21 protein-coding genes and 1 pseudogene are annotated in these 24,855 nt (G+C 65.6%); 11 read left to right on the top strand and 11 right to left on the bottom strand.

Features of this window, described 5'->3' with window-relative positions:
• The first annotated feature begins 84 nt into the window (after positions 1 to 84).
• On the top strand, positions 85 to 1,962 hold the full coding sequence (locus tag L5014_RS20810) for a glycoside hydrolase family 15 protein (protein ID WP_238465635.1): 1,878 nt from the start codon (positions 85 to 87) through the stop codon (positions 1,960 to 1,962).
• A gap of 304 nt (positions 1,963 to 2,266) precedes the next feature.
• Positions 2,267 to 3,544 (top strand): polyhydroxyalkanoate depolymerase, encoded by a 1,278-nt coding sequence (locus L5014_RS20805; RefSeq protein ID WP_238465634.1) that lies wholly within the window; start codon positions 2,267 to 2,269, stop codon positions 3,542 to 3,544.
• 107 nt (positions 3,545 to 3,651) lie between these two features.
• Here L5014_RS20805 and L5014_RS20800 read toward each other — a convergent pair whose 3' ends face one another.
• Positions 3,652 to 4,284: a TetR/AcrR family transcriptional regulator gene (locus L5014_RS20800; protein ID WP_238465633.1), complete on the bottom strand. Its 633-nt coding sequence runs from the start codon at positions 4,282 to 4,284 to the stop codon at positions 3,652 to 3,654.
• 409 nt (positions 4,285 to 4,693) lie between these two features.
• On the opposite strand from L5014_RS20800, the pseudogene rsxB reads away from it, so the two are divergent.
• From rsxB to L5014_RS20785, 3 genes and pseudogenes are all read left to right on the top strand, one after another.
• Positions 4,694 to 5,623: pseudogene (gene rsxB, locus L5014_RS20795) on the top strand (electron transport complex subunit RsxB); the annotation flags it as partial.
• 193 nt (positions 5,624 to 5,816) lie between these two features.
• On the top strand, positions 5,817 to 6,461 hold the full coding sequence (gene nth / locus L5014_RS20790; RefSeq protein ID WP_238465632.1) for an endonuclease III: 645 nt from the start codon (positions 5,817 to 5,819) through the stop codon (positions 6,459 to 6,461).
• 206 nt (positions 6,462 to 6,667) lie between these two features.
• Positions 6,668 to 7,102 (top strand): DUF1841 family protein, encoded by a 435-nt coding sequence (locus L5014_RS20785; RefSeq protein ID WP_238465631.1) that lies wholly within the window; start codon positions 6,668 to 6,670, stop codon positions 7,100 to 7,102.
• 162 nt (positions 7,103 to 7,264) lie between these two features.
• Here L5014_RS20785 and L5014_RS20780 read toward each other — a convergent pair whose 3' ends face one another.
• Together L5014_RS20780 and L5014_RS20775 are read right to left on the bottom strand one after the other, a co-directional pair.
• Positions 7,265 to 7,681, bottom strand: a complete 417-nt coding sequence (locus L5014_RS20780) for a c-type cytochrome (RefSeq protein WP_238465630.1) — start codon at positions 7,679 to 7,681, stop codon at positions 7,265 to 7,267.
• A 27-nt stretch (positions 7,682 to 7,708) separates the two neighbouring features.
• Positions 7,709 to 8,074, bottom strand: coding sequence for a c-type cytochrome (locus tag L5014_RS20775; RefSeq protein ID WP_238465629.1), 366 nt, complete (start codon positions 8,072 to 8,074; stop codon positions 7,709 to 7,711).
• 415 nt (positions 8,075 to 8,489) lie between these two features.
• Between L5014_RS20775 and L5014_RS20770 the strand changes: the two genes are divergently transcribed.
• The 5 genes from L5014_RS20770 to L5014_RS20750 all read left to right on the top strand — a co-directional run bounded on the left by L5014_RS20770 (position 8,490) and on the right by L5014_RS20750 (position 14,149).
• Positions 8,490 to 9,341, top strand: a complete 852-nt coding sequence (locus L5014_RS20770; protein ID WP_238465628.1) for an AAA family ATPase — start codon at positions 8,490 to 8,492, stop codon at positions 9,339 to 9,341.
• A gap of 45 nt (positions 9,342 to 9,386) precedes the next feature.
• Complete coding sequence (locus L5014_RS20765; RefSeq protein ID WP_238465627.1) at positions 9,387 to 10,559, top strand: vWA domain-containing protein; 1,173 nt, start codon at positions 9,387 to 9,389, stop codon at positions 10,557 to 10,559.
• Between the two features lie 130 nt (positions 10,560 to 10,689).
• Positions 10,690 to 11,907: a benzoate/H(+) symporter BenE family transporter gene (locus L5014_RS20760; RefSeq protein ID WP_238465626.1), complete on the top strand. Its 1,218-nt coding sequence runs from the start codon at positions 10,690 to 10,692 to the stop codon at positions 11,905 to 11,907.
• Positions 11,908 to 12,248: 341 nt separating this feature from the next.
• Complete coding sequence (tal, locus tag L5014_RS20755; RefSeq protein ID WP_238465625.1) at positions 12,249 to 13,208, top strand: transaldolase; 960 nt, start codon at positions 12,249 to 12,251, stop codon at positions 13,206 to 13,208.
• Between the two features lie 509 nt (positions 13,209 to 13,717).
• Positions 13,718 to 14,149 carry a VOC family protein gene (locus tag L5014_RS20750; RefSeq protein WP_238465624.1) on the top strand — a complete coding sequence of 144 codons (432 nt, stop codon included), beginning with the start codon at positions 13,718 to 13,720 and terminating at the stop codon, positions 14,147 to 14,149.
• A gap of 46 nt (positions 14,150 to 14,195) precedes the next feature.
• Here the strand turns inward: L5014_RS20750 and L5014_RS20745 are convergent, their stop codons facing one another.
• From L5014_RS20745 to L5014_RS20710, 8 genes are all read right to left on the bottom strand, one after another.
• Positions 14,196 to 15,389, bottom strand: a complete 1,194-nt coding sequence (locus L5014_RS20745) for an FUSC family protein (protein WP_238465623.1) — start codon at positions 15,387 to 15,389, stop codon at positions 14,196 to 14,198.
• A 261-nt stretch (positions 15,390 to 15,650) separates the two neighbouring features.
• A complete protein-coding gene (mctP, locus tag L5014_RS20740) occupies positions 15,651 to 17,201 on the bottom strand; it encodes a monocarboxylate uptake permease MctP (protein WP_238465622.1) in 1,551 nt (516 codons plus the stop codon).
• Entirely contained in the window at positions 17,198 to 17,440 is a 243-nt protein-coding gene (locus L5014_RS20735) for a DUF3311 domain-containing protein (RefSeq protein ID WP_238465621.1), read from the bottom strand. Before L5014_RS20735 ends, mctP begins: the two co-directional genes overlap by 4 nt.
• 337 nt (positions 17,441 to 17,777) lie before the next feature.
• Entirely contained in the window at positions 17,778 to 18,674 is an 897-nt protein-coding gene (locus L5014_RS20730; RefSeq protein WP_238465620.1) for a class I SAM-dependent methyltransferase, read from the bottom strand.
• A 232-nt stretch (positions 18,675 to 18,906) separates the two neighbouring features.
• Positions 18,907 to 19,455 carry a DNA-deoxyinosine glycosylase gene (locus L5014_RS20725; protein WP_238465619.1) on the bottom strand — a complete coding sequence of 183 codons (549 nt, stop codon included), beginning with the start codon at positions 19,453 to 19,455 and terminating at the stop codon, positions 18,907 to 18,909.
• 32 nt (positions 19,456 to 19,487) lie between these two features.
• Positions 19,488 to 20,174, bottom strand: a complete 687-nt coding sequence (locus L5014_RS20720) for a chorismate--pyruvate lyase family protein (RefSeq protein WP_238465618.1) — start codon at positions 20,172 to 20,174, stop codon at positions 19,488 to 19,490.
• 187 nt (positions 20,175 to 20,361) lie between these two features.
• Entirely contained in the window at positions 20,362 to 22,275 is a 1,914-nt protein-coding gene (gene htpG, locus L5014_RS20715; RefSeq protein WP_238465617.1) for a molecular chaperone HtpG, read from the bottom strand.
• Positions 22,276 to 22,479: 204 nt separating this feature from the next.
• Positions 22,480 to 23,958: an aminotransferase-like domain-containing protein gene (locus L5014_RS20710; RefSeq protein WP_238465616.1), complete on the bottom strand. Its 1,479-nt coding sequence runs from the start codon at positions 23,956 to 23,958 to the stop codon at positions 22,480 to 22,482.
• Between the two features lie 116 nt (positions 23,959 to 24,074).
• Here L5014_RS20710 and L5014_RS20705 point away from each other — a divergent pair, with 116 nt between their 5' ends.
• On the top strand, positions 24,075 to 24,782 hold the full coding sequence (locus tag L5014_RS20705) for a VOC family protein (RefSeq protein WP_238465615.1): 708 nt from the start codon (positions 24,075 to 24,077) through the stop codon (positions 24,780 to 24,782).
• The last annotated feature ends 73 nt before the right edge of the window (positions 24,783 to 24,855 follow it).

Genomic DNA, 24,855 nt, shown 5'->3' with positions numbered 1-24,855 from the left:
TTGTGCGTGCGTGTGCCGTATCCGCTCCAGGCGTAATGTTGTCAAAGGCGCTGTCAAAAGCGCAACGCTGTCAATTTGCTTACTATGCCCGCACTCATCGAAGACTACGCAATGATCGGCGACGGCCACACGGCCGCGCTCGTGTCCCGTGAAGGCTCCATCGACTGGCTCTGCTGGCCGCGCTTCGACTCTGGCGCGTGCTTCGCGGCGCTGCTCGGCACCGAGGAAAACGGCCGCTGGCTCATCACGCCAGCCCCGCCCGCCGACGGCTCCAAAGCCGAAATCAAGACCACGCGCCGCTACCGCGGCGACACGCTGATTCTCGAAACCGATTTCGAAACGCCCGAAGGCGCCGTCACGCTCATCGACTTCATGCCGCCCGGCAATGGCTGGAGCGAGCTCGTGCGGCTCGTGGTGGGCCGGCGCGGCACCGTGCGCATGCAGTGCGAATTCGTGCTGCGCTTCGATTACGGCTTTTCCGTGCCGTGGGTGAGCCGCCTGAACTACGAAAGCGGCATCAAGGCGACAGTCGGCCCCGACACCGTCGTGCTACGCACGCCCGTCGACCTGCAAGGCGAGAACATGCGCACCGTCGCCGAATTCGCCGTGAGCGAAGGCGAGCGCGTGCCGTTCTCGCTGGCCTATGCGGCTTCGCATCTGCGCCTGCCGCCGCCGCGCGACCCGTTCACGGCGCTCGCGCGCACCGAGAACTTCTGGGAGGAATGGTCGGCGCGCGGCAACATCGAAGGCCGCTGGGCCGAGCCCATCCGCCGCTCGCTCATCACGCTCAAGGCGCTCGCCTTCGAGCCCACCGGCGGCATCGTGGCCGCGCCCACCACCTCGCTGCCCGAGCAGCTTGGCGGCACGCGCAACTGGGACTACCGCTACTGCTGGCTGCGCGACGCCACCATCACGCTGCTCGCCATGATGCGCGGCGGCTACTACGACGAGGCGCGCGCCTGGCGCGCGTGGCTTGGCCGCGTGATGGCGGGCTCGCCCTCGCAGTTGCAGATCATGTACGGCCTCGCCGGCGAGCGCCGTCTGCCCGAGTTCGAACTCGACTGGCTGCCTGGCTACGAAGGCGCGAAGCCGGTGCGCGTGGGCAACAACGCGGTCGGCCAGTTGCAGCTCGATGTCTATGGCGAAGTCATGAACGCACTGCACCTCGCGCGCGTGGGGGGTCTGCAGGCCGACGAAACCGCGTGGTCGATCCAGTGCGCGATGCTCGAGCACCTCGAAAAGATCTGGACCGAGCCCGATGAAGGCATCTGGGAAACCCGCGGCGGGCGCCAGCACTTCACGTTCTCGAAGGTCATGGCGTGGGTGGCGTTCGACCGCTGCATCCGTTCGGCCGAAAAATTCGGCCTGCCGGGCCCGCTCGATCACTGGCGCGCGCTGCGCGGCACCATCCACGCGACCATCTGCGAGCGCAGCTTCAACACCTCGCTCAACTCGTTCACGCAGATCTACGGCGGCACCGATCTCGACGCGAGTCTCCTGCTGATCCCGCTCGTGGGCTTCCTGCCCGCGTCCGACCCGCGCATCGCGGGCACGGTCGCGGCCATCGAGCGCGACCTGATGTGCGAAGGCTTCGTGATGCGCTACCGCACCACGGAGTTCGATGACGGTCTGCCGCCCGGCGAAGGCACCTTCCTCGCCTGCAGCTTCTGGATGGTGGACAACCTCGCGCTCCAGGGCCGTATGGACGACGCGCGCAAGATGTACGAGCGGCTGCTCGCGCTCGCCAACGACGTCGGGCTGCTGGCCGAGGAATACGACCCGATCGCGGGCCGGCTTGTGGGGAATTTCCCACAGGCGTTCTCGCATGTGGCACTTGTCCATACCGGCCTGAATTTGATGCGCCATGAGCAGGAAATGGCCCGGGCGACGGGGCATCCGGCCGTTGCCGGTGTTCCGCCAGCCGATCTGGATTTCGCCGCAGCAACGAGTACGACATCGTAAAGTACGAAACTGGTGCGAAACTGCACGAAAACCCGCTTGCGCTCGCGCCAAGTGCGTTACACTTGAGGTCTGGAATTGTTGCGTTGCACAACGCGCCCGGGTCCGCAAGGATCTGCCAGGAAAAGGGATGGCAGTTTCTGGCACGAGGATTCGCGTTCGCTCGCGGCAAGCCGTATGCCGCGCCGCTCAAGCGGCCGGCCGCAAAGCCGATAAACAGGCTGACCGACCAACTACCGGCCCGCTTTCCGCGCCGTGCTTACCCTGCGCGGCACGGGGGCGAGCCACCCCTGATGCTGGAGCATCCATGCTCTACCAAATCCGTGAATTTCAGCGCGCCTTGCTGAGCCCGCTTACCGCTTGGGCACAGGCCGCCTCCAAATCATTCTCGAATCCGTCGAGCCCGTTCTCGCTCGTGCCAGGCGCCCCGCGCCTCGCCGCGGGTTACGAACTGCTCTACCGCCTCGGCAAGGACTACGAGAAGCCCGAATTCGACATCCGCCAGATCGAGAAGGACGGCTTCAACATTCCGATCGTCGAGCAGACCATCATCAACAAGCCGTTCTGCCGGCTGCTGCGCTTCAAGCGCTTCGCCGACGAAACCGCCGCCGTCGCCGCGCTCAAGGACGAGCCCGCGGTGCTCGTGTGCGCGCCGCTCTCGGGCCACCACTCGACGCTCCTGCGCGACACCGTGCGCACGCTGCTGCAGGACCACAAGGTCTACATCACCGACTGGATCGACGCGCGCATGGTCCCGCTCGAAGCCGGCCCGTTCCATCTGGACGACTACATCGCGTACATCCAGGAGTTCATCCGCCATATCGGCGCGAAGAACCTGCACGTGCTTTCGGTGTGCCAGCCCACGGTGCCGGTGCTCGCGGCCATCTCGCTCATGGCGAGCCGCGGCGAGCCCACCCCGCTCACGATGACGATGATGGGCGGCCCGATCGACGCGCGCCGCAGCCCCACGGCGGTCAACTCGCTCGCCACCGAGCATTCGACGGAGTGGTTCGCGAACAACGTGATTCACACGGTGCCGGCCAACTATCCGGGCGAAGGGCGCGCGGTCTATCCGGGCTTCCTGCAGCACGCGGGCTTTGTCGCGATGAATCCGGGCCGCCACACCACCGCGCACTGGGACTTCTACAAGAGCCTGTTGCGCGGCGACGAAGAGGATGCCGAAGCACATCGCCAGTTCTACGACGAATACAACGCGGTGCTCGACATGGCCGCCGAGTACTACCTCGAAACCATCCGCACGGTGTTCCAGGAGTTCAGACTCGCCGAAGGCACGTGGGACGTCGCCGGCGAGCGCGTGCGGCCGCAGGACATCCGCGAGACGGCGCTCTTCACGATCGAAGGCGAGCTCGACGACATCTCCGGCGCCGGCCAGACGCGCGCCGCGCACGACCTGTGCACGGGTATTCCGGAGCACAACAAGCAACACCTGACGGCGGAAAAGTGCGGCCACTACGGCATTTTTTCAGGCCGCCGCTGGCGCACGATCATCTATCCGCAATTGCGCGACTTCATCCGCCAGCATCAACGCGCGAAGCAGAGCGTGCAGGAAAGCGCGGTGGCCTGACTTCAACGCAGGCCAAAGCAAGCCAGGCAAGCGCACCATGCAATGCCAAACGCCGCGCTCAGTTCACACTGAGCGCGGCGTTTTTTCATCTGCACGCCGGTTGCACTTCATTTGCGCATCAAGTACGCAAGCAGCATTTCGGTGTTGAGCCGGATGATCTCGGCGCGCTCGGCGCTCGTGCTGAAGTCACGGCCGAGCGTGGCGTTGAGCGTGTAGCGATTGGACACGATGTAGTAGCCCATGCCCGAGAGCGTCACGTAAAGGCGCAGCGGATCGATGTTCGCGCGAAAAAGCCCCGCTGCTTCGCCGCGCGCGAGGATGGAGCCGAGCGTGGCGACGATCGGCGAAACCATCTCGTGGATGCGCGTGGATTTCCCCATATAGCGCGCCTCGTGCAGGTTCTCGTTGTTCACGAGCCGCAGGAGGTCTGGGTGATCGCGGTAGTAGTCCCAAACGAAATGCGCGAGCCGCGTGATGGCCTCGACAGGTGCTAGCCCGCCCAGGTCGAGTGCGCGTTCGGCCTCGTTCAGCGCGCCGAATGCGTGCTCCAGCACGGCAGTAAACAACTGCTCCTTGCTGCCGAAGTAGTAGTAGAGCATGCGCTCGTTGGTTTCCGCGCGGCGCGCGATCTGGTCGACGCGAGCGCCGAACAGGCCACCGCCCGCGAACTCTTCCGCTGCGGCAAGCAGGATGCGGCGGCGCGTGCCTTCGGGATCTCTTTTGATTTTCGTCTGATTCATGGTGGCAGGATCGCTCGATAGGCGCGCGGCTTCCCACTTTGCGCTGCCGGGCCTCTCCAAACCCATCGTGCGGCAGCGTGGCATGGAGCGCGCCGGGTTAATGGACTGACACCCTTCGCTTCCCGGTCTTTCTTTGTTTGCAGTCGTCTTGACCCCTCGCCCGACGCTGCGTATTTGACGCCGTCCTGCGGACTTGATCCGATGCCTTGCGCGGGGTGGTGCAACCACAGCCAGAACATTCGAATTAAGTGCTTTGATTATGGCACATGGCCTGCCGATGGCAATGCGGGAAATCGGCGATAATGCGGGCTTTGGCGCCGCGTGCGCGCGCCTCGAGCGAGCCCTGAGCGTGCCAGCCCCAGGCGTGCGCTCCCGCAGCCGCACCGTCGCCCGGCCAGCAATCGCAACCGTGAACGATTCCAAAACCCTCGCAGATCGCATCGAAGATCTGCTGCCCCAGACTCAATGCACCAAGTGCGGCTACGACGGCTGCCGGCCCTACGCCGAAGCCGTCGCCGCCGGCACCGCCAACTACAACCAGTGCCCGCCGGGCGGCGCTGAGGGCGTCGCACGCCTCGCGAAGCTGCTAGGCAAGCCGGTCATCCCGATCAATCCCGTGAACGGCGTCGAGCGGCCACGCCCCGTGGCCTTCATCGACGAGCAGTTGTGCATCGGCTGCACGCTGTGCATGCAGGCATGCCCTGTCGATGCGATCGTCGGCGCGCCCAAGCAGATGCACACCATCGTCAAGGATCTGTGCACGGGCTGCGACCTGTGCGTCGCGCCCTGCCCCGTGGACTGCATCGCGATGATTCCGGTGACCGGCGAGGCAACGGGCTGGGACGCCTGGAGCCAGCAGCAGGCCGATGAAGCGCGCGTGCGCCACGACCGCCGCCAGGCCCGGCTCGCCGCCGAGCGTGACGCAGCCGAAGCGCGCGCCGCGGCACGCCGCGCGGCGGCGACTCCCGCTGGCGCCAGTTCGGGTGCCACAGCCACCTCAGCCGCCTCGGGCACGCCTGCCGAGAGCGCGGGTGCCGCTGCGGCCTCCACCGCACCCGCAGGCGCAGACGACGCCGAGGCGAAGAAAAAAGCAATCATCCAGGCCGCTCTGGAGCGTGCTCGGCGCAAGAAAGCGGAGCTGGCCGAGCACGGCGTTGGCCCACGCAATACCGAGCACGTGAGCGCCGATGTGCAGGCGCAAATCGACGCCGCCGAGGCACGCCGCCGGCGCCTCGGCATCGCGTCCGACGCGGGTGCCGGAGGGGACGCCGCCGGCGGCAAGACCGCGGGCGCCTCCACGCCCGCCGCTGCCCCCGCCGCACCCGCCGCGACCGAACAGCCCGCGCCGGGCGTCAGCCAGGACGGACGCCAAGGCACACGCCAGGACGAGCATCAGGACAGCAGCAAGCGCAACGGTCACAACCACAATCCGCACGACGACAAACCGGCATGAGCCGCACGAACTGCACAATCCGCACAATCCGCACAATCCGCCCGAACCGCATCGGGCGGACGGCCCTCGCCAACCAGCCATGAACGCCACCAAGCGCCGCGCCATCTACGAAACGTTCCAGAGCCTCAACCCGCATCCGACGACCGAACTGGAGTTCACGACGCCCTTCGAACTCCTGATTGCCGTCATGCTCTCCGCCCAGGCCACCGACGTCTCGGTCAACAAGGCCATGCGCAAGATGTTTCCGGTGGCCAACACGCCCGAGGCGCTGCTCGCGCTGGGCGAGGAAGGCGTCGCCGATTACATCAAGACGATCGGCCTGTATCGCACCAAGGCGAAGAACGTCATCGCCACCTGCAAGATCCTGATCGAGCAGCACAGCGGCGAGGTTCCGCAGACGCGCGAAGCGCTCGAAGCGCTGCCGGGCGTCGGACGCAAGACTGCGAACGTAGTGCTCAACACGGCGTTCGGTCACCCGACCATCGCCGTGGACACGCACATCTTCCGCGTCGCCAACCGCACGGGCCTCGCGCCCGGCAAGGACGTGAAGGCCGTGGAAACCGCGCTGGAGAAGGTCACGCCGGCCGAATTCCGCCAGGACGCCCACCATTGGCTGATCCTGCACGGCCGCTACGTGTGCAAGGCGCGCCGCCCGGAGTGCTGGCATTGCGTGATCGAGCCGCTGTGCGAATTCAAGCCGAAGACACCGCCGCCCGAGCTATGACGAACCCGCTGGCGCCCCGGCGCCGGTGCGTGCGCCGGCGTAAAATTGGCGCTTGAGCCGGCGCGCAAGTCGCACACAAGACGGCTTCGCGCCCGTTCAGGCTTTGACCCGAGGCGCTGACCCGATGCGCCAGACTCCGGCTCCAGGCCAGAAACCAGGCCCTCGTTACGAGGCCCTCACCACCGCAAGATCCAGCACGATTCACGATGTTCAATCCCAGCCGCGACGAAGTCCGCCGCTTTTTCACCGAGACCTGGCGCAAGCAGCGCGCGGGCGAAATCCTCACGCCGCTCGAGGCAATGGCCGCCGACTGGATCGTCGAGCACCCCGAGTACCACGCGCAGCTCGCCGATCCCGAAGCGGCCACCGCGCAGGACTATTCGCCCGAGCGCGGCCAGAGCAATCCCTTTTTGCACCTGTCGATGCATCTCGCGATCAGCGAGCAGCTTTCGATCGACCAGCCGCCTGGCATCCGCGCGGCGCATGACCGGCTCGCGGCGCGGATGGGCTCCACGCACGACGCGCAGCACGCCATCATGGAATGTCTCGGCGAGACGATCTGGGAAGCGCAGCGCACCAACACGCCGCCCGATACCGATGCTTACCTCGCCCGCATCGAGCGGCGCGCCTCGCGCGACTGAGCCTCGGCCAAGCCTGGTTGATCAGTGAAGGCCCACGAAAAAACACCCCGTGTGAGAAGCGCCTGAGCGCGTCTCACACGGGGTGTTTTGCATTCGCATCGCGCACACCAACGCCATGCACGCCGCATGGCATCTTCGGGGCGCGTATCCGCGCCCGCGCGCTTACTTCTTTTCGACCAGATCGCCCTTGAGCGACTCGACGTAGGCGGCCAGATCCTTCAGGTCGCGCTCCGAGAGGCTTTGCACCTGCGCCTGCATGATCGGATTGCTGCGGCCGAAATTCACGTTGCCGTTACCCATCTGATACTGGCGCAGCGCCCAAAAGACGTAGTCGGCGTGCTGGCCCGCGAGCTTCGGATATTCGGGGCTCACCGGCTTGTTCAGGTTCACGCCGTGGCAGGCCGCGCAATTGTGGCTGTCGGCGAGCACCTTGCCGTTGGAGGCATCGGCGGCGTGCGCCGATTGCACGGCAAACGCGAGCGCTGCGGCTGCGCAAACCGCCGAGGCGGCCTTGAGAAGCGAGGCGCGGACGGCGACGCCGCGTACCAACGCGTGCTCGGCCGTGTAGGGCTTGTTCATGGATTCTCCTGTCCTGTCCCGTGCCGGTTACTTCTCGGGATTGTTTTTCGTGGCGGCCGTCTGCGACGAGTAATAAGCCGCGATATCGGCGATGTCCTGCTCGGACAGCGACGACGCAATCGCGTGCATCGTCCCGAAGTGGCGGTCGCCCTTCTTGTAGCCGTGCAACGCGCTTTCGATGTATTGCGCGTTCTGGCCGCCCAGGATCGGCACGTGATAGACCTCGGGATAAGCGGTGCGGTAGTCGGGAATACCATGACAGCCGATACACATCGCAACCTTACCCTGCCCTGCCTTCGCGTTGCCCACGACATCCGCGTGGGCCGTGGCCGCGAAGCCCGCCAGCACTGTCAATGCGCCAAACATGACGTGCTTGCCGACAATTTTTTTCATAGCATCCAACCTGGCTTGAGGGATTCGAACGCCCGAACCGCAGGCCACGGCCTGCGACGCATGACTGCTGTTTTTACTTTTGGGTCGCCGTGCAGGCCGAAAAAAATCGGTCCGAGTATACCGCGACGCCGCGTAGCACGTCCACCGGGCTGACGCCCGGCCAATGCCCGCTCACGCCCGCCCGACGGGGCTCGGGCGCGAATGGGAAAATTCGCGAGCGGTCAGGCATGGTGGCGTGCGGGTCATCCCTGATACGGCTCGCACACTGCTCGCGAGCCATAAACGAGTGGCACAAAGGTCCACACGAGGTCCACACGAGGCCCACATCGCGGACGGACCCAACGATACGCGAGCGCCCCCCCGACCCACCACCCCTTCTGACTTATACTGGGATTTTTTTAGCGAGCGGTTCATCATGCGCGTCACGCGTTTCGAAGGCTCTTCGCAGTACGTCGCCACCGACGACCTCAAACTCGCGGTCAATGCCGCAATCACCCTCAAGCGGCCGCTGCTCATCAAGGGCGAGCCCGGCACCGGCAAGACCATGCTGGCCGAGGAAGTGGCGGTAGCGCTCGACATGCCGCTCATGCAGTGGCACATCAAGTCCACCACGAAGGCGCAGCAAGGCCTCTACGAATACGACGCGGTCTCGCGCCTGCGCGACTCGCAGCTCGGCGACGAGCGCGTGAAGGACATCGGCAACTACATCGTGAAGGGCGTGCTGTGGCAGGCGTTCGAGTCGGAGCAGCAAAGCGTGCTGTTGATCGACGAAATCGACAAGGCCGACATCGAATTCCCCAACGACCTGCTGCGCGAACTCGACCGCATGGAGTTCTACGTGTATGAAACGCGCGAGCTCGTGAAAGCGAAGCAGCGCCCGCTCGTCATCATCACGTCGAACAACGAGAAGGAGCTGCCCGACGCGTTCCTGCGCCGCTGTTTCTTCCACTACATCAGCTTCCCCGATCCGGCCACGATGCAGCGTATCGTCGAGGTGCACTATCCGGGCATTCGCCGCGATCTGCTCAACGCGGCCATGGAAAGCTTCTTCGAGCTACGCAACGTCGCGGGCCTGAAGAAGAAGCCGTCCACCTCCGAGCTGCTCGACTGGCTCAAGCTGCTGCTCGCCGAAGACATTCCGCCCGACGCCCTGCGCGCGGCGGACGGCTCGAAGTCCATGCCGCCGCTCGCCGGCGCGCTGCTCAAGAACGAGCAGGACATGACGCTCTTCGAGCGGCTCATCTACATGAACCGCCATAACCGTTGAACACGCGCTGAGCGCGGGGCAAGCTCGCAAGGCCGGAGAACCTGCATGCTGATCGACTTCTTTTACACGCTGCGAGACGCGAAGCTGCCGGTCTCCGTGAAGGAGTACCTCACGCTCGTCGAAGCGCTCAAGGAGCGCGTGATCGCGCCCTCGCTCGACGACTTCTACTACCTCGCGCGCATGACGCTCGTGAAGGACGAGCAGTACTTCGACCGCTTCGATCAGGCGTTCGGCGCGTACTTTCGCGGCATCGAGAAGAAGTCGGAGCTCGCCTTCGAGATTCCCGAAGACTGGCTCAAGAAGCGGCTCGAACGCGACTTCACGCCCGAGCAGCGCGCGCAGATCGAGGCGATGGGCGGGCTCGACAAGCTCATGGACCGCCTGAAGGCGCTCTTCGAGGAACAGAAGGAGCGCCACGAAGGCGGCAGCAAGTGGATCGGCACGGGCGGCACCTCGCCGTTCGGCAACGGCGGCTATAACCCCGAGGGCATCCGCATCGGCGGCGAAGGCGGGCAACGCAGCGCCGTGAAGGTGTGGGACGCGCGCGCCTACCGCGATTACGACGACCAGGTCGAGATCGGCACGCGCAACATCAAGGTGGCGCTGCGGCGCCTGCGCCGCTTCGCGCGCGAGGGCGCCGCCGAAGAGCTCGATCTCACCGACACGATCCGCAGCACGGCGGCGAACGCGGGCTGGCTCGACCTCAAGATGGTCCCGGAGCGCCACAACAACGTGAAGGTACTGATGCTGCTCGACGTGGGCGGCTCGATGGACGATCACATCAAGCGCACCGAAGAACTTTTCTCGGCGGCCAAGGCCGAGTTCAAGCATCTCGAGTTCTACTACTTCCATAACTGCGTCTACGACCACCTGTGGAAGAACAACCGTCGCCGCCACGCCGAGCGCACGCCGACCTGGGACCTGCTGCACAAGTTCACGCCCGACTACAAGCTCATCTTCGTCGGCGACGCGACCATGAGCCCCTATGAAGTGCTGCAGCCGGGCGGCTCGGTCGAGTACAACAACCCCGAAGCCGGCGCCGTATGGCTGCGCCGTCTCGCCGACCAGTTCCCGCATTTCGCGTGGCTCAATCCCGAGCCCGAGCGGCTATGGGAGTACCGCCAGTCGGTGTCGATCATCCGCGAGATACTCGGGCACCGGATGTATCCGCTCACTGTGGCCGGGCTCGAAACAGCCATGCGCGTGCTGAGCAAATAGCAGCGCCGTAGCGAAGCGCTTCTCGCAAGCCGCGCCTGCGCCGACCTCGCGAGGCCGCGCCGCCATGCAGCGCTCGCGGCGCGTGGCCACGCCGTTGCGCACACAACCATAAAACGAGGAGATTTCCAGCATGACCGCGCCTTCGTCCCCGGACCTGCCATCGACGTTCCGGCCGGGACCCCTGCGGCCTTTCGCAGACACATCGGTTGCCACTATCGTCGCGGGCTTCGTCGCGATGATGACCGGCTACACGAGTTCACTCGTGCTGATGTTCCAGGCCGGCCAGGCCGCGCACCTCTCCCCGGCACAAATTTCCTCGTGGATCTGGTCGCTCTCGATCGGCATGGGCGTGACCACCATCGCGCTGTCGCTCTGGTATCGCGCGCCCACCGTAATCGCGTGGTCGACGCCGGGCGCGGCGCTCCTGATCGGCTCGCTGCCGCATGTGCCCTATGCCGAGGCCATCGGCGCGTATCTCGTCTGCGCGGTGCTGCTCACGGCCGTGGGCGTGACCGGCTGGTTCGACGCGCTCATGAAGCGCGTGCCCGCCGGCATTGCGGCGGCGCTGCTCGCGGGCATCCTGTTCGAGATCGGCATCGAGATCTTCCACGCGGCGCAGGTGCAAACGCCGCTCGTGCTCACGATGTTCTTCGCCTACCTGCTGCTCAAGCGCGCGATGCCGCGCTACGCGATCGTCGGCACGCTCGTGGTGGGCGTCGCGGCCGCCGCCGCGCTTGGGCTGCTCGACTTCAGCCACTTTCACGTGGCGCTCGCGAAGCCCGTGTTCACGATGCCCGCGTTCTCCGTTTCGGCGATCGTGAGCATCGGCATTCCGCTTTTTGTCGTGGCCATGGCCTCGCAGAACGTGCCCGGCATCGCCGTGCTGCGCGCCGACGGCTACAACACGCCCTCTTCGCCGCTCATCGCCACAACCGGCATCGCCTCGCTCGTGCTCGCGCCGTTCGGCTCGCACGGCATCAATCTCGCGGCCATCACGGCGGCGATCTGCACCGGCCCGCACGCCCACGAGGACCGTACCAAGCGCTATATGGCGGCCGTCTGGTGCGGCATCTTCTATCTGATCGCGGGCATCTTCGGCGCGACTATCGCAGCGCTATTCGCGGCGTTTCCGCAAGCGCTCGTGGTCTCCATCGCGGCGCTCGCGCTGTTCGGCTCGATCATGAGCGGCCTCACCAACGCCATGCAGAACCCGAAGGAGCGCGAAGCGGCGCTCGTGACGTTCATGGTGACAGCTTCGGGGCTCACGCTGCTCTCCATCGGCGCGGCGTTCTGGGGGCTCGTGGCGGGCGTAATCACTCAAATGATCCTGAACGCGCGGTGGGACTGAAACCTGGGTCTTCCAGGTGTGAAACCCGGGTCTGAAAGCTGACGCGCCGCCGCGCTTGACCCGATCTGCCGCGCGCGTCATCGCACCGCCACCCGATCCGCCATAAAATGGTGGCATACGCCGTGCTCACCGGCACGGTATCGAGCACCACCGGCGCACCGCCCGCGCTCCGTCCCCGTACTTGCGAAGGGCGTTGTCGAGGACGGCGACGCAGCGCCGTTTCGCGTTTGACGCGTTCTGCATTTCGCGTTTCGCCCTTCGCGCCATGAGCCAGCGGCTCTGGCGCGCAAGGCCGTTCAACTCCCACCGACGCCGGCGCGCATGCGCCCACAAGGCCTGACATGACTACCGCACTCGATCAGCTCAAGCAGTACACCACCGTCGTCGCCGATACGGGCGACTTCCAGCAGTTCGTCCAGTACAAGCCCGAGGACGCGACCACCAACCCGTCGCTGATCCTCAAGGCCGTGCAGAAGGCCGAGTACCGGCCGCTGCTCGAAAAAACCGTGCGCGATCACGCGAGCGAATCGGTCGAGTCGATCATCGACCACCTGCTGGTCGCCTTCGGCACCGAGATTCTCAAGATCATTCCGGGCCGCGTCTCGACCGAAGTGGACGCACGGCTCTCGTTCGACACGAAGAAGTCGATCGACAAGGCGCACCACATCATCGACCTGTACAAGCAGGCCGGCATCCCGCGCGAGCGCGTGCTCATCAAGCTCGCGTCCACGTGGGAAGGCATCCGCGCCGCCGAAGTCCTGCAAAAGGACGGCATCCGCTGCAACATGACGCTGCTGTTCTCGCTCGCCCAGGCCGCCGCGTGCGCCGAAGCCGGCGCACAGCTCATCTCGCCGTTCGTCGGCCGCATCTACGACTGGTACAAGAAGGCCAAGGGCGCCGACTGGGACGACGCCAAGGACGGCGGCGCCAACGACCCCGGCGTGCAGTCGGTACGCAAGATCTACGCGTACTACAAGAAGTTCGGCTACAAGACCGAGGTGATGGGCGCGAGCTTCCGCAACACCAGCCAGATCGTCGAGCTGGCCGGCTGCGACCTGCTCACGATCAGCCCGGACCTGCTGCAGAAGCTCCACGACAGCAAGGAGAAGGTCGAGCGCAAGCTCTCGCCTGAAGCGTTCAAGAGCGCGCAGATCGAACGCGTGGCCGTGGACGAGTCGTCGTTCCGCTTCCAGCTCAACGAAGACGCGATGGCGACGGAGAAGCTTGCGGAAGGCATCCGCGCATTCGCCGCCGACGCCGTCAAGCTCGAAAAGATGATCGAGGAACTGCGCTCGCATTAAGCCGCTTTAAGTCGCCGCTTTAAGTCGCCGCTTTGAGTCGGCGCTTTGAGTCGGCGCTTTGAGTCGGCGCTTTGAGTCGGCGCTTTGAGTCGGCGCTTTGAGTCACCGCTTTGAGTCACCGCTTTGAGTCACATTAAGGCGCGTCAAGTATCTCGAGGCGGCGCACGTAGCGGCCACCGCGCACGCCTTCTCTGGGGCCGCACATCCACCTGTGCGGCCCTTTTTGCATGGGGCGCCGGCAGGGTGCGCCCCTCGTCTTTGCGGCGGCAAGCGCGCAACCGTCATTCCCATCTGCGCTCTCGCAAACCCTGACGACACAGGGCCCCGAAAAGCGCATGTGGTCATCTGGAGCACCTAGAATCAGGGCAGCGGCGCAACATGCCGCGCCATCCCGGTCCCCTCCTGTCGCGCACCGTCACCAAACCGCGCGCCAATTCTCATGGGACCGCCCATCCTGGGATCGCCCGCCGCGGGATCGCCCGGCGGTCCACTCCGCAAGGAAATTGACGATGCAAATCCAGCCCTATCTGTTCTACAACGGCACCTGCGAGGAAGCGATCGCGTTCTACCGCGAGGCGCTCGGCGCGCAGGAGCTGTTCAAGATGCGCTTCAAGGATGCCCCGCCCGACCCCGAGCGCCCGATGCCGCCCGAATTCGCCGAAAAAATCATGCACGCGACGCTCCAGATCGGCGACGCGCAAATCATGATGTCCGACGGCGGATGCATGACGCAGAATGACAAGTTCGCCGGTTTCAGCGTCTCGCTCTCGGCGCCCGACGCCGCCAGCGCGCAGCGCTACTTCGATGCGCTCGCCAAGGGCGCGCAGGTCACCATGCCGTTCCAGAAGACCTTCTGGTCGCCCGGCTTCGGCATGCTGACCGACAAGTTCGGCGTGCCGTGGATGGTCAGCGCGCCGCCGCTCGAAAGCCCCGCCGCCTGATTATTCCTGAGCGGTTCCAGCTCCGGAATGTCCGCGAACGCGCGCGTCACACCATCCGGTGCAGATGCGCGCGTTCGATGTTCCATCTCGGCTCGGTTTCGAGGAGCAAGGCACGCAGTTGCCCCACCTGCTCCTCGAAACGCTGTTCGAGCCAGTAAGGCCCCTGCATTTGCGGTGCGAGCGGCGCGACGGCCGGCCCCGGCTCCTCCGGCAGCTTTGCGCCCGGACGCAGCGCACGCGCCGCCGCCTCCGGATGCCGCGTGCCGCCAAAACGCAGCGCCCGGGCCGTCGCCAGCAGCGCGTCGCGCACGCCCGCGCTGCTTCCCGCAAAGGCCACCCGCACGAGTTGCTGCTCGTAGTTCCCGAGGCCCGTCGACATCATCTCCAGCGAACTGAGCAGCGAGCGGTGCAGCCGCTGCACCTGCTCGAGCCGCGCGAGCGGCACGTCGATCTCCTTCGCCACCGAAGGCATCAGGCCGCGCAGTTGCACGAGCCGCGCGTTCAGGCGCCGGAAGGTCTCCACCTGCTCATCGGTGCTCACGTGCGCGCCGCTCACCGCTTGAGCATAAACACGCGCAATCTCGCGCAAGTTGTCGGCGAGCCGGTAGCGCCACGAATAGGTCGCGTGCAGCGGCAACGCGAACGAGAACGCCAGCGCGATCACGATGCCGATCATCACGTTGAGCGTGCGCCACAGGCCCGTGTCGATGAGGTTGTCGCCGTGGCCCGCGACGATGCACATCGTGATGGCCGTAAGGAGCGGCACGTAGCCCTCCTTGCCGATCGCGTAATAGCTGCACACGCCCGCGACGATCGCCATGAGCGAATACGTAAGCCACGTGAAGCCCGTCACCGCCTGCACGACGATGAGCGTCAGGCCGATGAGCGCGCCCAGCACGGTGCCGAGCGCCCGCTCGGCGGCCTTCTTGCGGATGTTGCCGTGGTGCTGGAGCCCGCCGATCACCACGAGCAGCGTGACCGACGCCCAGATGCCGTGCGGAATGTCGATGCCCGTGGTGGCGAGAATCGACACGAGCATCGCGAGCGCCACACGCACGCCGTGAATGGTCCCGGCGTTGCGGTAGCGATAGAACGGCGACGTGAGCGCACGCCAGACGCGCGCCACGCGCGAGCGCCGACGCCTGGGTTGGCGGTGCGCGGCGGCGTGCGCGCCCGTGCGCGACGCCGCGCCGGTGGCGGCGGAGGATGCGGTTTCGGTGTCGTGGTCGGACGAAGCCATGGCGCGCTCGAAGCCTGCTGGACAGTGACGCAAATGGGCGGAAAACCGGCGGAGTATCAGGGCAGCCAGCACAGCCAGGAAGGACGCCTCCCAGGGCGGCTGGCCCAGCAAGCATCGTGCACCAGAAAAACGAATGCCCGCAACCATGACGTTGCGGGCGTGAGGAATACGACAAGCACGGCACGCGCTGCAAGCGCTACGCCATGCATTACGTGGCATGCGAGCCACGCGCGCCAGACCGAAGCCCAGGCGCGCGCCGGATCAGCTTTCCTGCACGTCGAGATAGTCCTCGGGGCGCGTGCGGTCCTCGCCCTTTTGCATGCCGAACAGATGCACGAGCAGCGAAACCCCCACCGCAACCACGAGGTTCACGATCAGCGACCACACTGCCGCGTAGCCCGGCACGGCCATGCCGAACAGGTGCACGACGAAGATCGAGCCCTTCAGGTGCAGCGAGAGGGCCATCCACGTGCCGGTGGCGATGCCCGCCGCCCAGCCGAGCAGGAGGCCGCGCCAGTCGAGCATGCGCGTATAGAGGCCGAGCACGATCGCGGGCAGCGTCTGGATGATCCAGATGCCGCCGAGCAGTTGCAGCTGGATCGCGTACGTGAGCGGCAAGCCCAGGATGAACGCCACCGCGCCCACTTTCACGACCAGCGAAACCAGCTTGGCGACATTGGTCTCCTGCTCGTGATTCAAGTTGCGGTTGATGAACTCCTTGTGGATGTTGCGCGTGTAGAGGTTGGCGGCCGCGATCGACATGATCGCCGCCGGCACCAGCGCGCCGATACCGATGGCCGCGAACGCCACGCCCACGAACCACGACGGGAAGTACTGCAGGAACAGCGCCGGAACCGCGAAGTTCGGGCCGAAGGCCTTGAAGTACGGCGCGTATTGCGGCATGTCCTTCACGCCCGAGGCGAGCGCCATGTAGCCGAGCAGCGCGAGCAGGCCGAGCACGAGCGAGTACGCGGGCAGCATTGCCATGTTGCGGCGGATGCTGTTGCCCGACGACGACGAGAGAATCGCCGTGACCGAGTGCGGATACAGGAACAGCGCGAGCGCCGAGCCCACCGCGAGGGTCGCATAGGCGCTATAGCCGTTCAGGCTCGCGGCATCCGGGGCCTTGAGCAGCAGCTTGGCCGGCGGCACCGCGCCGAAGATATGGCCGAAGCCGCCCAGTTGCGCCGGAATCACAATGATAGCCGCGATGATCGTGATGTAGATGAGCACGTCCTTCACCACCGCGATCATGGCCGGCGCGCGCAGGCCCGAGGTGTACGTGTAGGCCGCGAGAATCGCGAACGCGATGATGAGCGGCAGATCGCCGACGAAGCCCGTCGTGTCGAAGCCGAGCCCGCCGATCACCACCTCGATGCCCACCAGTTGCAGCGCGATGTACGGCATGGTCGCGACGATGCCGGTGACCGCGACGGCGAGCGCGAGCACGCGGCTGCCGTAGCGCGCGCTCACGAAGTCGGCCGAGGTGACGTAGCTGTGGCGCTTGGCGATGGCCCAAAGCTTGGGGAACACCACGAACGCGAACGGATAAATCAGGATCGTATAGGGCAGCGCGAAGAAGCCCGTTGCGCCCGCACCGAACACGAGCGCCGGCACGGCCACGAAGGTATATGCCGTATAGAGGTCGCCGCCGAGCAGGAACCACGTGACGATGGTGCCGAAGCGCCGGCCGCCGAGACCCCACTCGTCGAGATGGGCGAGATCGCCCTTGCGCCAGTGCGCAGCGAGGAAGCCGACGATGGTGACGCCGACGAACAACAGGACGAAGACGAAGGTTGCGATGACGTTCATTGCGCACCCCCTGCCTTGCCCGCGCCCTTCGAGCGGTCCTTGGTCTTGATATAGACGAACACGGTGATGACGGCGCTGATCAACACCCAGAGGAGCTGATACCAGTAGAAATAGGGGAAGTCCCACAGCGTGGGCTCGATCTTGTTGTACGACGGCACCCAGATCATGGCGATCCAGGGCAAGAGCAACAACCAGAGCCAGTGCTTGCTGGCCTTTTGGGCGTCGGCGTCGTGAGCCATGACGTCTCCTCGTTAGTTATGTATTTATGGGGGTTTTGATTGAGTCCACCGCCCGATATAAGGCGGTCCACGGCCCGCGAGATCGTGCCTCGCAAGGTCCCCGAAAGCGCAGAAAAGAGTAGCGATGGTGCGCCGGCGGGTCAAGACGGGCGGACCCCAATTTAGATCACGTTGTCAAGACACAACTGGCATCGCGCTTGCTCCGCGATTGTCAGCGATTAGAAAGCTTGCTGCTTAGAGGCGCAATAAAAAACCGGCCTCATGAATCATGATGCCGGTCCTTCCTTGCACAGCCGGCGTGCCGATGTGCGCAACGCAACGCCTTGCGGCGCTGGCGTCAGATGGCGAACGTCTCGCCGTTCTTGCCATCGGACTCGCGCAGCGCCTTCACCCACTGGTGCGCCGGCAAGCCGAGCTTGCTTTCGAGCAGACGCGCACGCTTGTCGAGCGCCGCCCAGCTCACTTCGAGCGCCGGACCCGAGAACGCCAGCGCGATGCGGTTGCCATCGTGCACTTCGGGCAGCGCGATCACACGGCCGTCGAACGCTTCCTTCAGGCGCTTCATGTTGCGCACATAGCTCGGGTGGTCGCCGAACAGGTTGATGGTCGCCACGCCGGCATCGGCGAGGCACGCGCGCGCCGCGCGATAGAACGCCACGCTGTCGAGCACCGGACCGCGCGCGGTCGCGTCATAAATATCGATCTGCAGCGCGCCGATGGTGCCGTGGTTCGCGCGGTCGTGCACGAAGTCCCACGCGTCGAGTTCGCGCACGGTGAGGCGCGCGTCGTCATGCGGCAGTTCGAACATCGTGCGCGCGGCCACCACGACCGCGGGGTTCAGTTCGATCGCCTCGACCTTCGCGGGACGCAGATAACGATGCGCGAACTTGGTCAGCGCGGCGGCGCCGAGACCCAGTTGCACGATGCGCTCGGGCGTCGCGAGGAACAGCGTCCAGGCCATCATCTGCTGGGCGTATTCGAGTTCGATGTGTTGCGGCTTCGAAAGGCGCATCGCGCCCTGGACCCACTCGGTGCCGAAATGCAGGTAGCGCACGCCGCCCTCTTCCGAGAACGTCACAGGCGCGAAGCGCGGCTTGCGCGGCGCTTCGATGACCGGCGCGTTGTCGAGATCGGCATCGGCCTGCTTCGAGGCGGCCTTGCGGGTCTTCACTGCATTGGCGGTCTTGCTGAATGCGCGCGCTTCGGCCGAAGCGCGCTTGATGAGAGTCGTCATGTACAAAAATCTTGCTTGTAAGGAGCAGATGCAGATGCGAAATCCGCTGCGCTTTTTCGGGTGCGAAATCGTGAGCGAATCATACGCAACTGCGCATACGCAACTGCGCGGGCGACCGAGAGCATAGCACTCGCGGCGGATCGGTCCGGTTTTATACAACAGGAGCCGGTCTCGTTTTGCCCGGCAATCCGCACGCAACCGATGTCGTGCATAGTCGCTTGCAAGTGCCGCCTTAGCGTGGAGCGATTGCCGCGCGCTTACGTTTTGGGGCGCTGGCGCGCGGCTCCCCCACGAACTCGCCGAGCGCGCGCCACGCCACCAGCTTCGCTGCAAAATTCATCGACGCATAGGCAGGACTACTGGACGGCATCCGCAGAATGCGAAAGCGCGCTGCGTGCGGCCCGAGAATGCGCTCGCCGATGCGCGCCGCGGTGCCGCCGTTGAACGCGATCGCTTCGAGCACGGGCAGGCCTTCGATCAACGCGATGAGATCGTTGCCCGCGTGATCGCGGATATTGCCGTCGAGACTGCCCTCGCGCCGCGCCTGCGCGACCACGTCCCATAACCCGATGCGATGATCGAGCAGCGTTTGCAGACGCGCGTCGTACGCCAGCGCGGGCAGATCCGCGCCGATTACCTCGCCTACCAGATGCCAGAAACGGTTCTGCTTGTGCGCGTAGTACTGCTGATGCGCAAGCGACGCCTCGCCGGGCAGACTGCCGAGGACCAGCACGCGCGTGTGCGCATCGACGACCGGTGCAAAGCAGCGCTTGAGGCTCATCGGCGAAGGCCCACTGTGTGGAGCGACGGCGCTCAACGCGACGCCTGTTGTGAGGGATGTTGGAGAGCCCGCGAAGCCGTGTGACCGAGCGGCCCGCGCTCGCGCGCCGAGTGTGTCGAATATGCGGGCAACGCCGGCTGCGCATCGCCTGCCAGATACGCCAGACGTGCCAGGCGTGCCCACAGCGCGGGCAGCATACATTCGGTCACGAGCAGCGGCGCACCGTGGCGCTCGAACACGGAACGGCGCGCGACGAACGCATGTGGTACATGCTCCCGCATTTCACGCGCGGCCAGCGCATGGAGCGGATGCCGCGCACTCACGCGCCGGCTCACGAGCGCCGAGCGCGCGACGCCGCTATCGGTGTAAAGCAGTTCCGCCAGTGGACGCGTGCGCAGGCGGCGCATGGCTTGCCAGATGCCGTGGCTCGCCACGACCGGCGTCGCGCTGTGCGCGGCCACGAACGGCACGCCGTCGACTTCGAGCACGATCTCGCGCACCCAGGCCCGCTCGCGCGGCGCCAGACCGAGCGCGACGCATTCGTCGGGCCAGGGCATGTCGACGGCTTCGCGCGTCACGCGCACAACGACATGACCGAGCGCGCGCAGATGCGCGGTAAGCGAGCCGCCGCGAGTGAGCCAGTCTTTCTGATCGGCGCTGAAGGCCGCGAGGGGCGCGACGCGCCAGTGGGCGTCGGCAGCATCGAATCGGATGGGCATGGCGCGCATTATAGGCCCCGTGCATTTCAATTCGCTGCCGGGCGAACAACGAGGCAAAACGGCATAAAAACCGCCCAAAGTGGGGCAGCAAGCAAAAATCCCCTTACAGCACGAGGCCGCAAGGGGATCAACCGTGCAGACGCAGCACGTCTACGTGCTGCGTGGCGCCGCGCGCCCGCGGTGCGCTTTAACCTGCCCGTGCCAGCAGCAGCGCATTAGTGCGCTTCACGAAGCTCGCCGGATCTTCCAGCGCGCCGCCTTCGGCAAGCAGCGCCTGATCGAACAACAGATGGCACCAGTCGCCGAAGTCCGCGCTATCCGTGCGCAGCGCCTTCACGAGCGGATGCTCGGGATTGACTTCGAGAATCGGCTGCATCTGCGGCGCCTGCTGGCCCGCCGCCTTGAGCATGCGCTGCAGGTAGCCGCTCATGTCGCCTTCGTCGGCCACGAGGCAGCTCGGCGAATCGGTCAGGCGGAACGTGAGGCGCACGTCCTTGGCCTTGTCCTTGAGCGCTTCCTTCATCTGCTCCACGAGCGGCTTGAGCTCTTCGCTCACCTTCTCCTGCTGCTGCTTTTCCTCGTCGTTGAGCGCGCCCAGGTCGAGGTCGCCGCGTGCCACGCTCGCGAGCGGCTTGCCGTCGAAATCGTTGAGGAACGACAGCATCCATTCGTCCACGCGGTCCGCGAGCAGCAGCACTTCCACGCCCTTCTTGCGGAATACTTCGAGGTGCGGACTATTCTTCGCGGCCTGCCAGGTGTCGGCGGTCACGTAGTAGATCTTCGACTGCTCGGGCTTCATGCGCGCGACGTAATCGGCGAGCGAGACGGTCTGCTCGTTCGTGCCGTTGTGCGTCGACGCAAAGCGCAGCAGCTTCGCGATGCGCTCGCTGTTCGCCTGATCCTCGCCCACGCCTTCCTTGAGCACCTGACCGAACTCGGTCCAGAAGGTCGCGAACTTCGCCTTGTCTTCTTCCTTCGCTTCGGCGTCGGTTTGCGCCGAAGCCATCTCTTCGAGCATGGAGAGTACGCGCTTGGTCACGCCATCGCGAATCGCCTTCACATCGCGGCTTTCCTGCAGGATTTCGCGCGAGACGTTGAGCGGCAGATCGCTCGAATCGACCACGCCCTTCACGAAGCGCAGGTAGTTCGGCAGCAGTTGCTCGGCTTCGTCCATGATGAAGACGCGCTTCACATAGAGCTTCAGGCCGCTCTTGTGATCGCGGTTCCACAGGTCGAACGGCGCATGCGACGGCACGTAGAGCAGTTGCGTGTATTCGCTGCGGCCCTCGACGCGGTTATGCGTCCACGCGAGCGGATTCATGTGATCGTGCGCGAGGTGCTGATAGAACTGCTGATACTGCTCGTCGCTGATGTCGTTCTTCGCGCGCGTCCACAGCGCGCTCGCCTGATTGATGGTCTCGTACTCGTCCTTCGTGACCATCTCGCTCTTTTCGGCGTCCCATTCTTCCTGCTTCATTTCGATGGGCAGGCCAACGTGATCCGAGTACTTCTGGATGATCGACTTGAGCTTCCACGCGGAGAGCAATTCGTCTTCGCCTTCGCGCAGGTGCAGCGTGATCGTGGTGCCGCGCTGCGCGCGCTCGATCGACTCGACCGAGAATTCGCCTTCGCCCGCGCTCGTCCAACGCACGCCTTCAGCGGCCGGCAGACCCGCGCGGCGCGTTTCGACGGTGATCTTGTCCGCGACGATGAAGCCCGAGTAGAAGCCCACGCCGAACTGGCCGATCAGCGCCGCGTCCTTCTGCTGGTCGCCCGAGAGCTTGCCGAAGAATTCCTTGGTGCCCGAGCGCGCGATCGTGCCGAGGTTGGCCACGGCTTCGTCGTGGCTCATGCCGATGCCGTTGTCGTCGATGGTGACGGTGCGCGCGGCCTTGTCGAAGCCCACGCGAATGCGCAGGTTCGGATCGTTTTCGTAAAGCGCGTTGTTCGCGAGCGCCTCGAAGCGCAGCTTGTCGGCCGCGTCCGATGCGTTCGAGACCAGTTCGCGCAGGAAAATTTCCTTGTTGCTGTACAGCGAATGGATCATCAGGTGCAGAAGCTGTTTCACTTCCGCCTGGAAGCTCATGGTTTCTTGTGCCATGGTCGGGGTCCTTTTTCGTTGCAATCAGTAGGGTTGGCCGCGTGCGCATTGCCGCGGCGCGTCGTGCGTCCATGTGGGGACGCGCCGCGCCGGTTTCAAGAGCACGGGGTTAAAGCGTGCCGGATTCGGGGTGCCGATTCCGGGTCACCGATTCAGGAATACAGTCAGGGCTATATTTCGGGGCGCCAGCGCGCATGTGCCGGTTCAGGCGCGCCGCGCCACACCGTCCAGATAGCCGGCAAGGAACGTCGGCAGCGTCGGGTCGCCGCAGTTCGCGATGTTAAAGCGCATCCACGTCGTGGGCGACTGGTGCGGCGAAAACAGGCTCCCCGGCGTGAGCAGGAAGCCCGCCTCGTGGCCAGCCGCCGTGAGCGCGTCGGCGTCCACGCCGGTGTCGGCCCACAGGAACATGCCCGCGCCCGGCGCGGTGAAGAGCCTGCAGCCCGCGCGCTCCAGCATGCGCGCGGCCTTGTCGCGCACGCCGTCCAGACGCACGCGCAGCCGCTCGACGTGGCGCCGGTAGTGGCCTTCGGTGAGCACGCGAAAGAGCACGCGTTCGTTGAGCTCGGGGCTCGTCATGCCCACGAGCATTTTCTGGTCCGCGACCGCCTGTGCCACATCGAGCGAACTCGCGATGAAGCCCACGCGCAGATTGGGCGCGAGCGTCTTGGAGAAGCTGCCGAGATAGATCACGCGGCGTAGCTGGTCAAGGCTCGCGAGGCGCGTGGCCGGATAGCCCGCTGGGCATAGATCGCCGTAAATATCGTCTTCGACGACGAGAAAATCGTACTGCTCGGCGAGGCGCAGGATGCGAAACGCCTGGGCGGCCGTGAGCGAGGTGCCGGTGGGGTTTTGCAGCACCGAGTTGATGACGAGCAGCTTCGGCCGCCAGGTCGCTACGAGCGTTTCGAGCGCGTCGAGGTCCGGCCCTTCGGGCGTGTACGGCACACCCACGAGACGCGCGCCTTGCGAGACGAAACGGCCGAACATCTGGAACCACGCGGGGTCGCCCACCACGACGGTGTCGCCGGGCTGGACGTACAGGCGCGCGAGCAGGTCGATGGCCTGGGTGATGCCCGAGACCATCACGAACTGCTCGGGTGTCGCGCCGATCTCGAACTCGGCCAGACGCGTCTGCAACTGCTGGCGCAGCGGCAGGAAGCCCTGCGGCGAGCCGAAGCCGAGCAGTTGCGAGCCGCTCTGGCGGCCCAGCGAGCGCATGGCTCCCGCCAGCAACTCGCCGTCCAGCCAGCGTGCGGGCAGATAGCCGAGCCCCGGCCCCTTTTCCGGATGCGTCGACGAATGGAGCATGTTGCGCAGCAGCCAGACCACGTCGAGGGTGGGCGGCGGCGCGGGCTCGGCTGCGCCGCCGGCATCCGCACCGGACGCGGCGGGACGACGCTCCAGCGGCGCCACGGCCGCGAGCCGCTCGCGCACATAGAAGCCCGAGCCGCGCCGCGAATCGAGGTAGCCCTGCGCGACGAGGCGCTCATACGCCTCCACCACCGTGAAGCGCGAAACGCCCTTGTCGAGCGCGAGCTTGCGGATGGACGGCATGCGCATGCCGGGGCGGAACACGCGCTCTTCGATGCGGCGGCGGCCCCACTGGACGAGCTGATCGACGAGCGTCGTCGTGGCGGCGTCGTGCGGCGCCGGAATCTGGTCGAGGGGAACGGACGACATGGCGGCTCCAACTGTACAGAACACTATCGGAGCGATTGTACCGTTACTGTCTACCACCATACCGGTACATTTCTTCAGATACTTGCCGGTAAAGCTCCTTCTCCCGACGCGCTTTTATGACCGCCACGCCGCTCAGCCTCGATCATCTCGTCGTTTCCGCCCGCACGCTGGACGAAGGTGTGCAGTATGTCGCCGATACGCTGGGCGTGGCGCCCGCGGGCGGCGGCGCGCATCCGCTCATGGGCACCCACAACCGCCTGCTCGGGCTGTGGGGCGGCGCCTATCTGGAGGTGATCGCGGTCGACCCCGGCGCGAGCCAGCATGCCGCCGGTCGCGCGCGGCTCTTCGCGCTCGACGATCCCGCCGTGCAGGCGCGCCTCGAAACGGGACCGTACCTCTCGCACTGGGTCGCGCGCGTCGTGCCGCCCAGAAGCCTCGAACGATGGCGCAGCCAGTACCCGCAGCGCATCGCCGATCTCGTGCCGATGACGCGCGGCGATAGAAACACGCAACTGAGCTGGCAGCTCACGGTGCCGCTCGACGGCGCGTTCCCGTCCTGGCAGGGCGTGGGCGACGGCATTCTGCCCTCGCTGATCCAATGGGACACGGCGCGCCATCCGTCGCAAACGCTCGGCGACAACGGCATCGTGCTCAAGTCGCTCACGGGCTTCCACCCGCAGACGCAAACCGTGCGCGAGCAGTTGAACTGGCTCGGCGCGTCGCATCTGATCGCGCTGGAAGAAGCCGATGCGCCGGCGCTCGTCGCGCAATTCGAAACGCCCTCGGGGCTGCGTACGCTCGGCGCCCCCGCGCGCGCCACCTGAGCGGGTTTCGCGCCATAATCGACAATTTCCGGCAGCCTGAGCTTCGCGCCCGCGCCGCCTCAATCCGGGCCAC

Origin of the sequence: Paraburkholderia tagetis (assembly GCF_022213065.1) — a bacterium.
Taxonomy (GTDB): Bacteria; Pseudomonadota; Gammaproteobacteria; order Burkholderiales; family Burkholderiaceae; genus Paraburkholderia; species Paraburkholderia tagetis.
The sequence above is the reverse complement of the archived record's forward strand: the minus strand, read 5'-3'. Positions and strand labels throughout refer to the sequence as shown.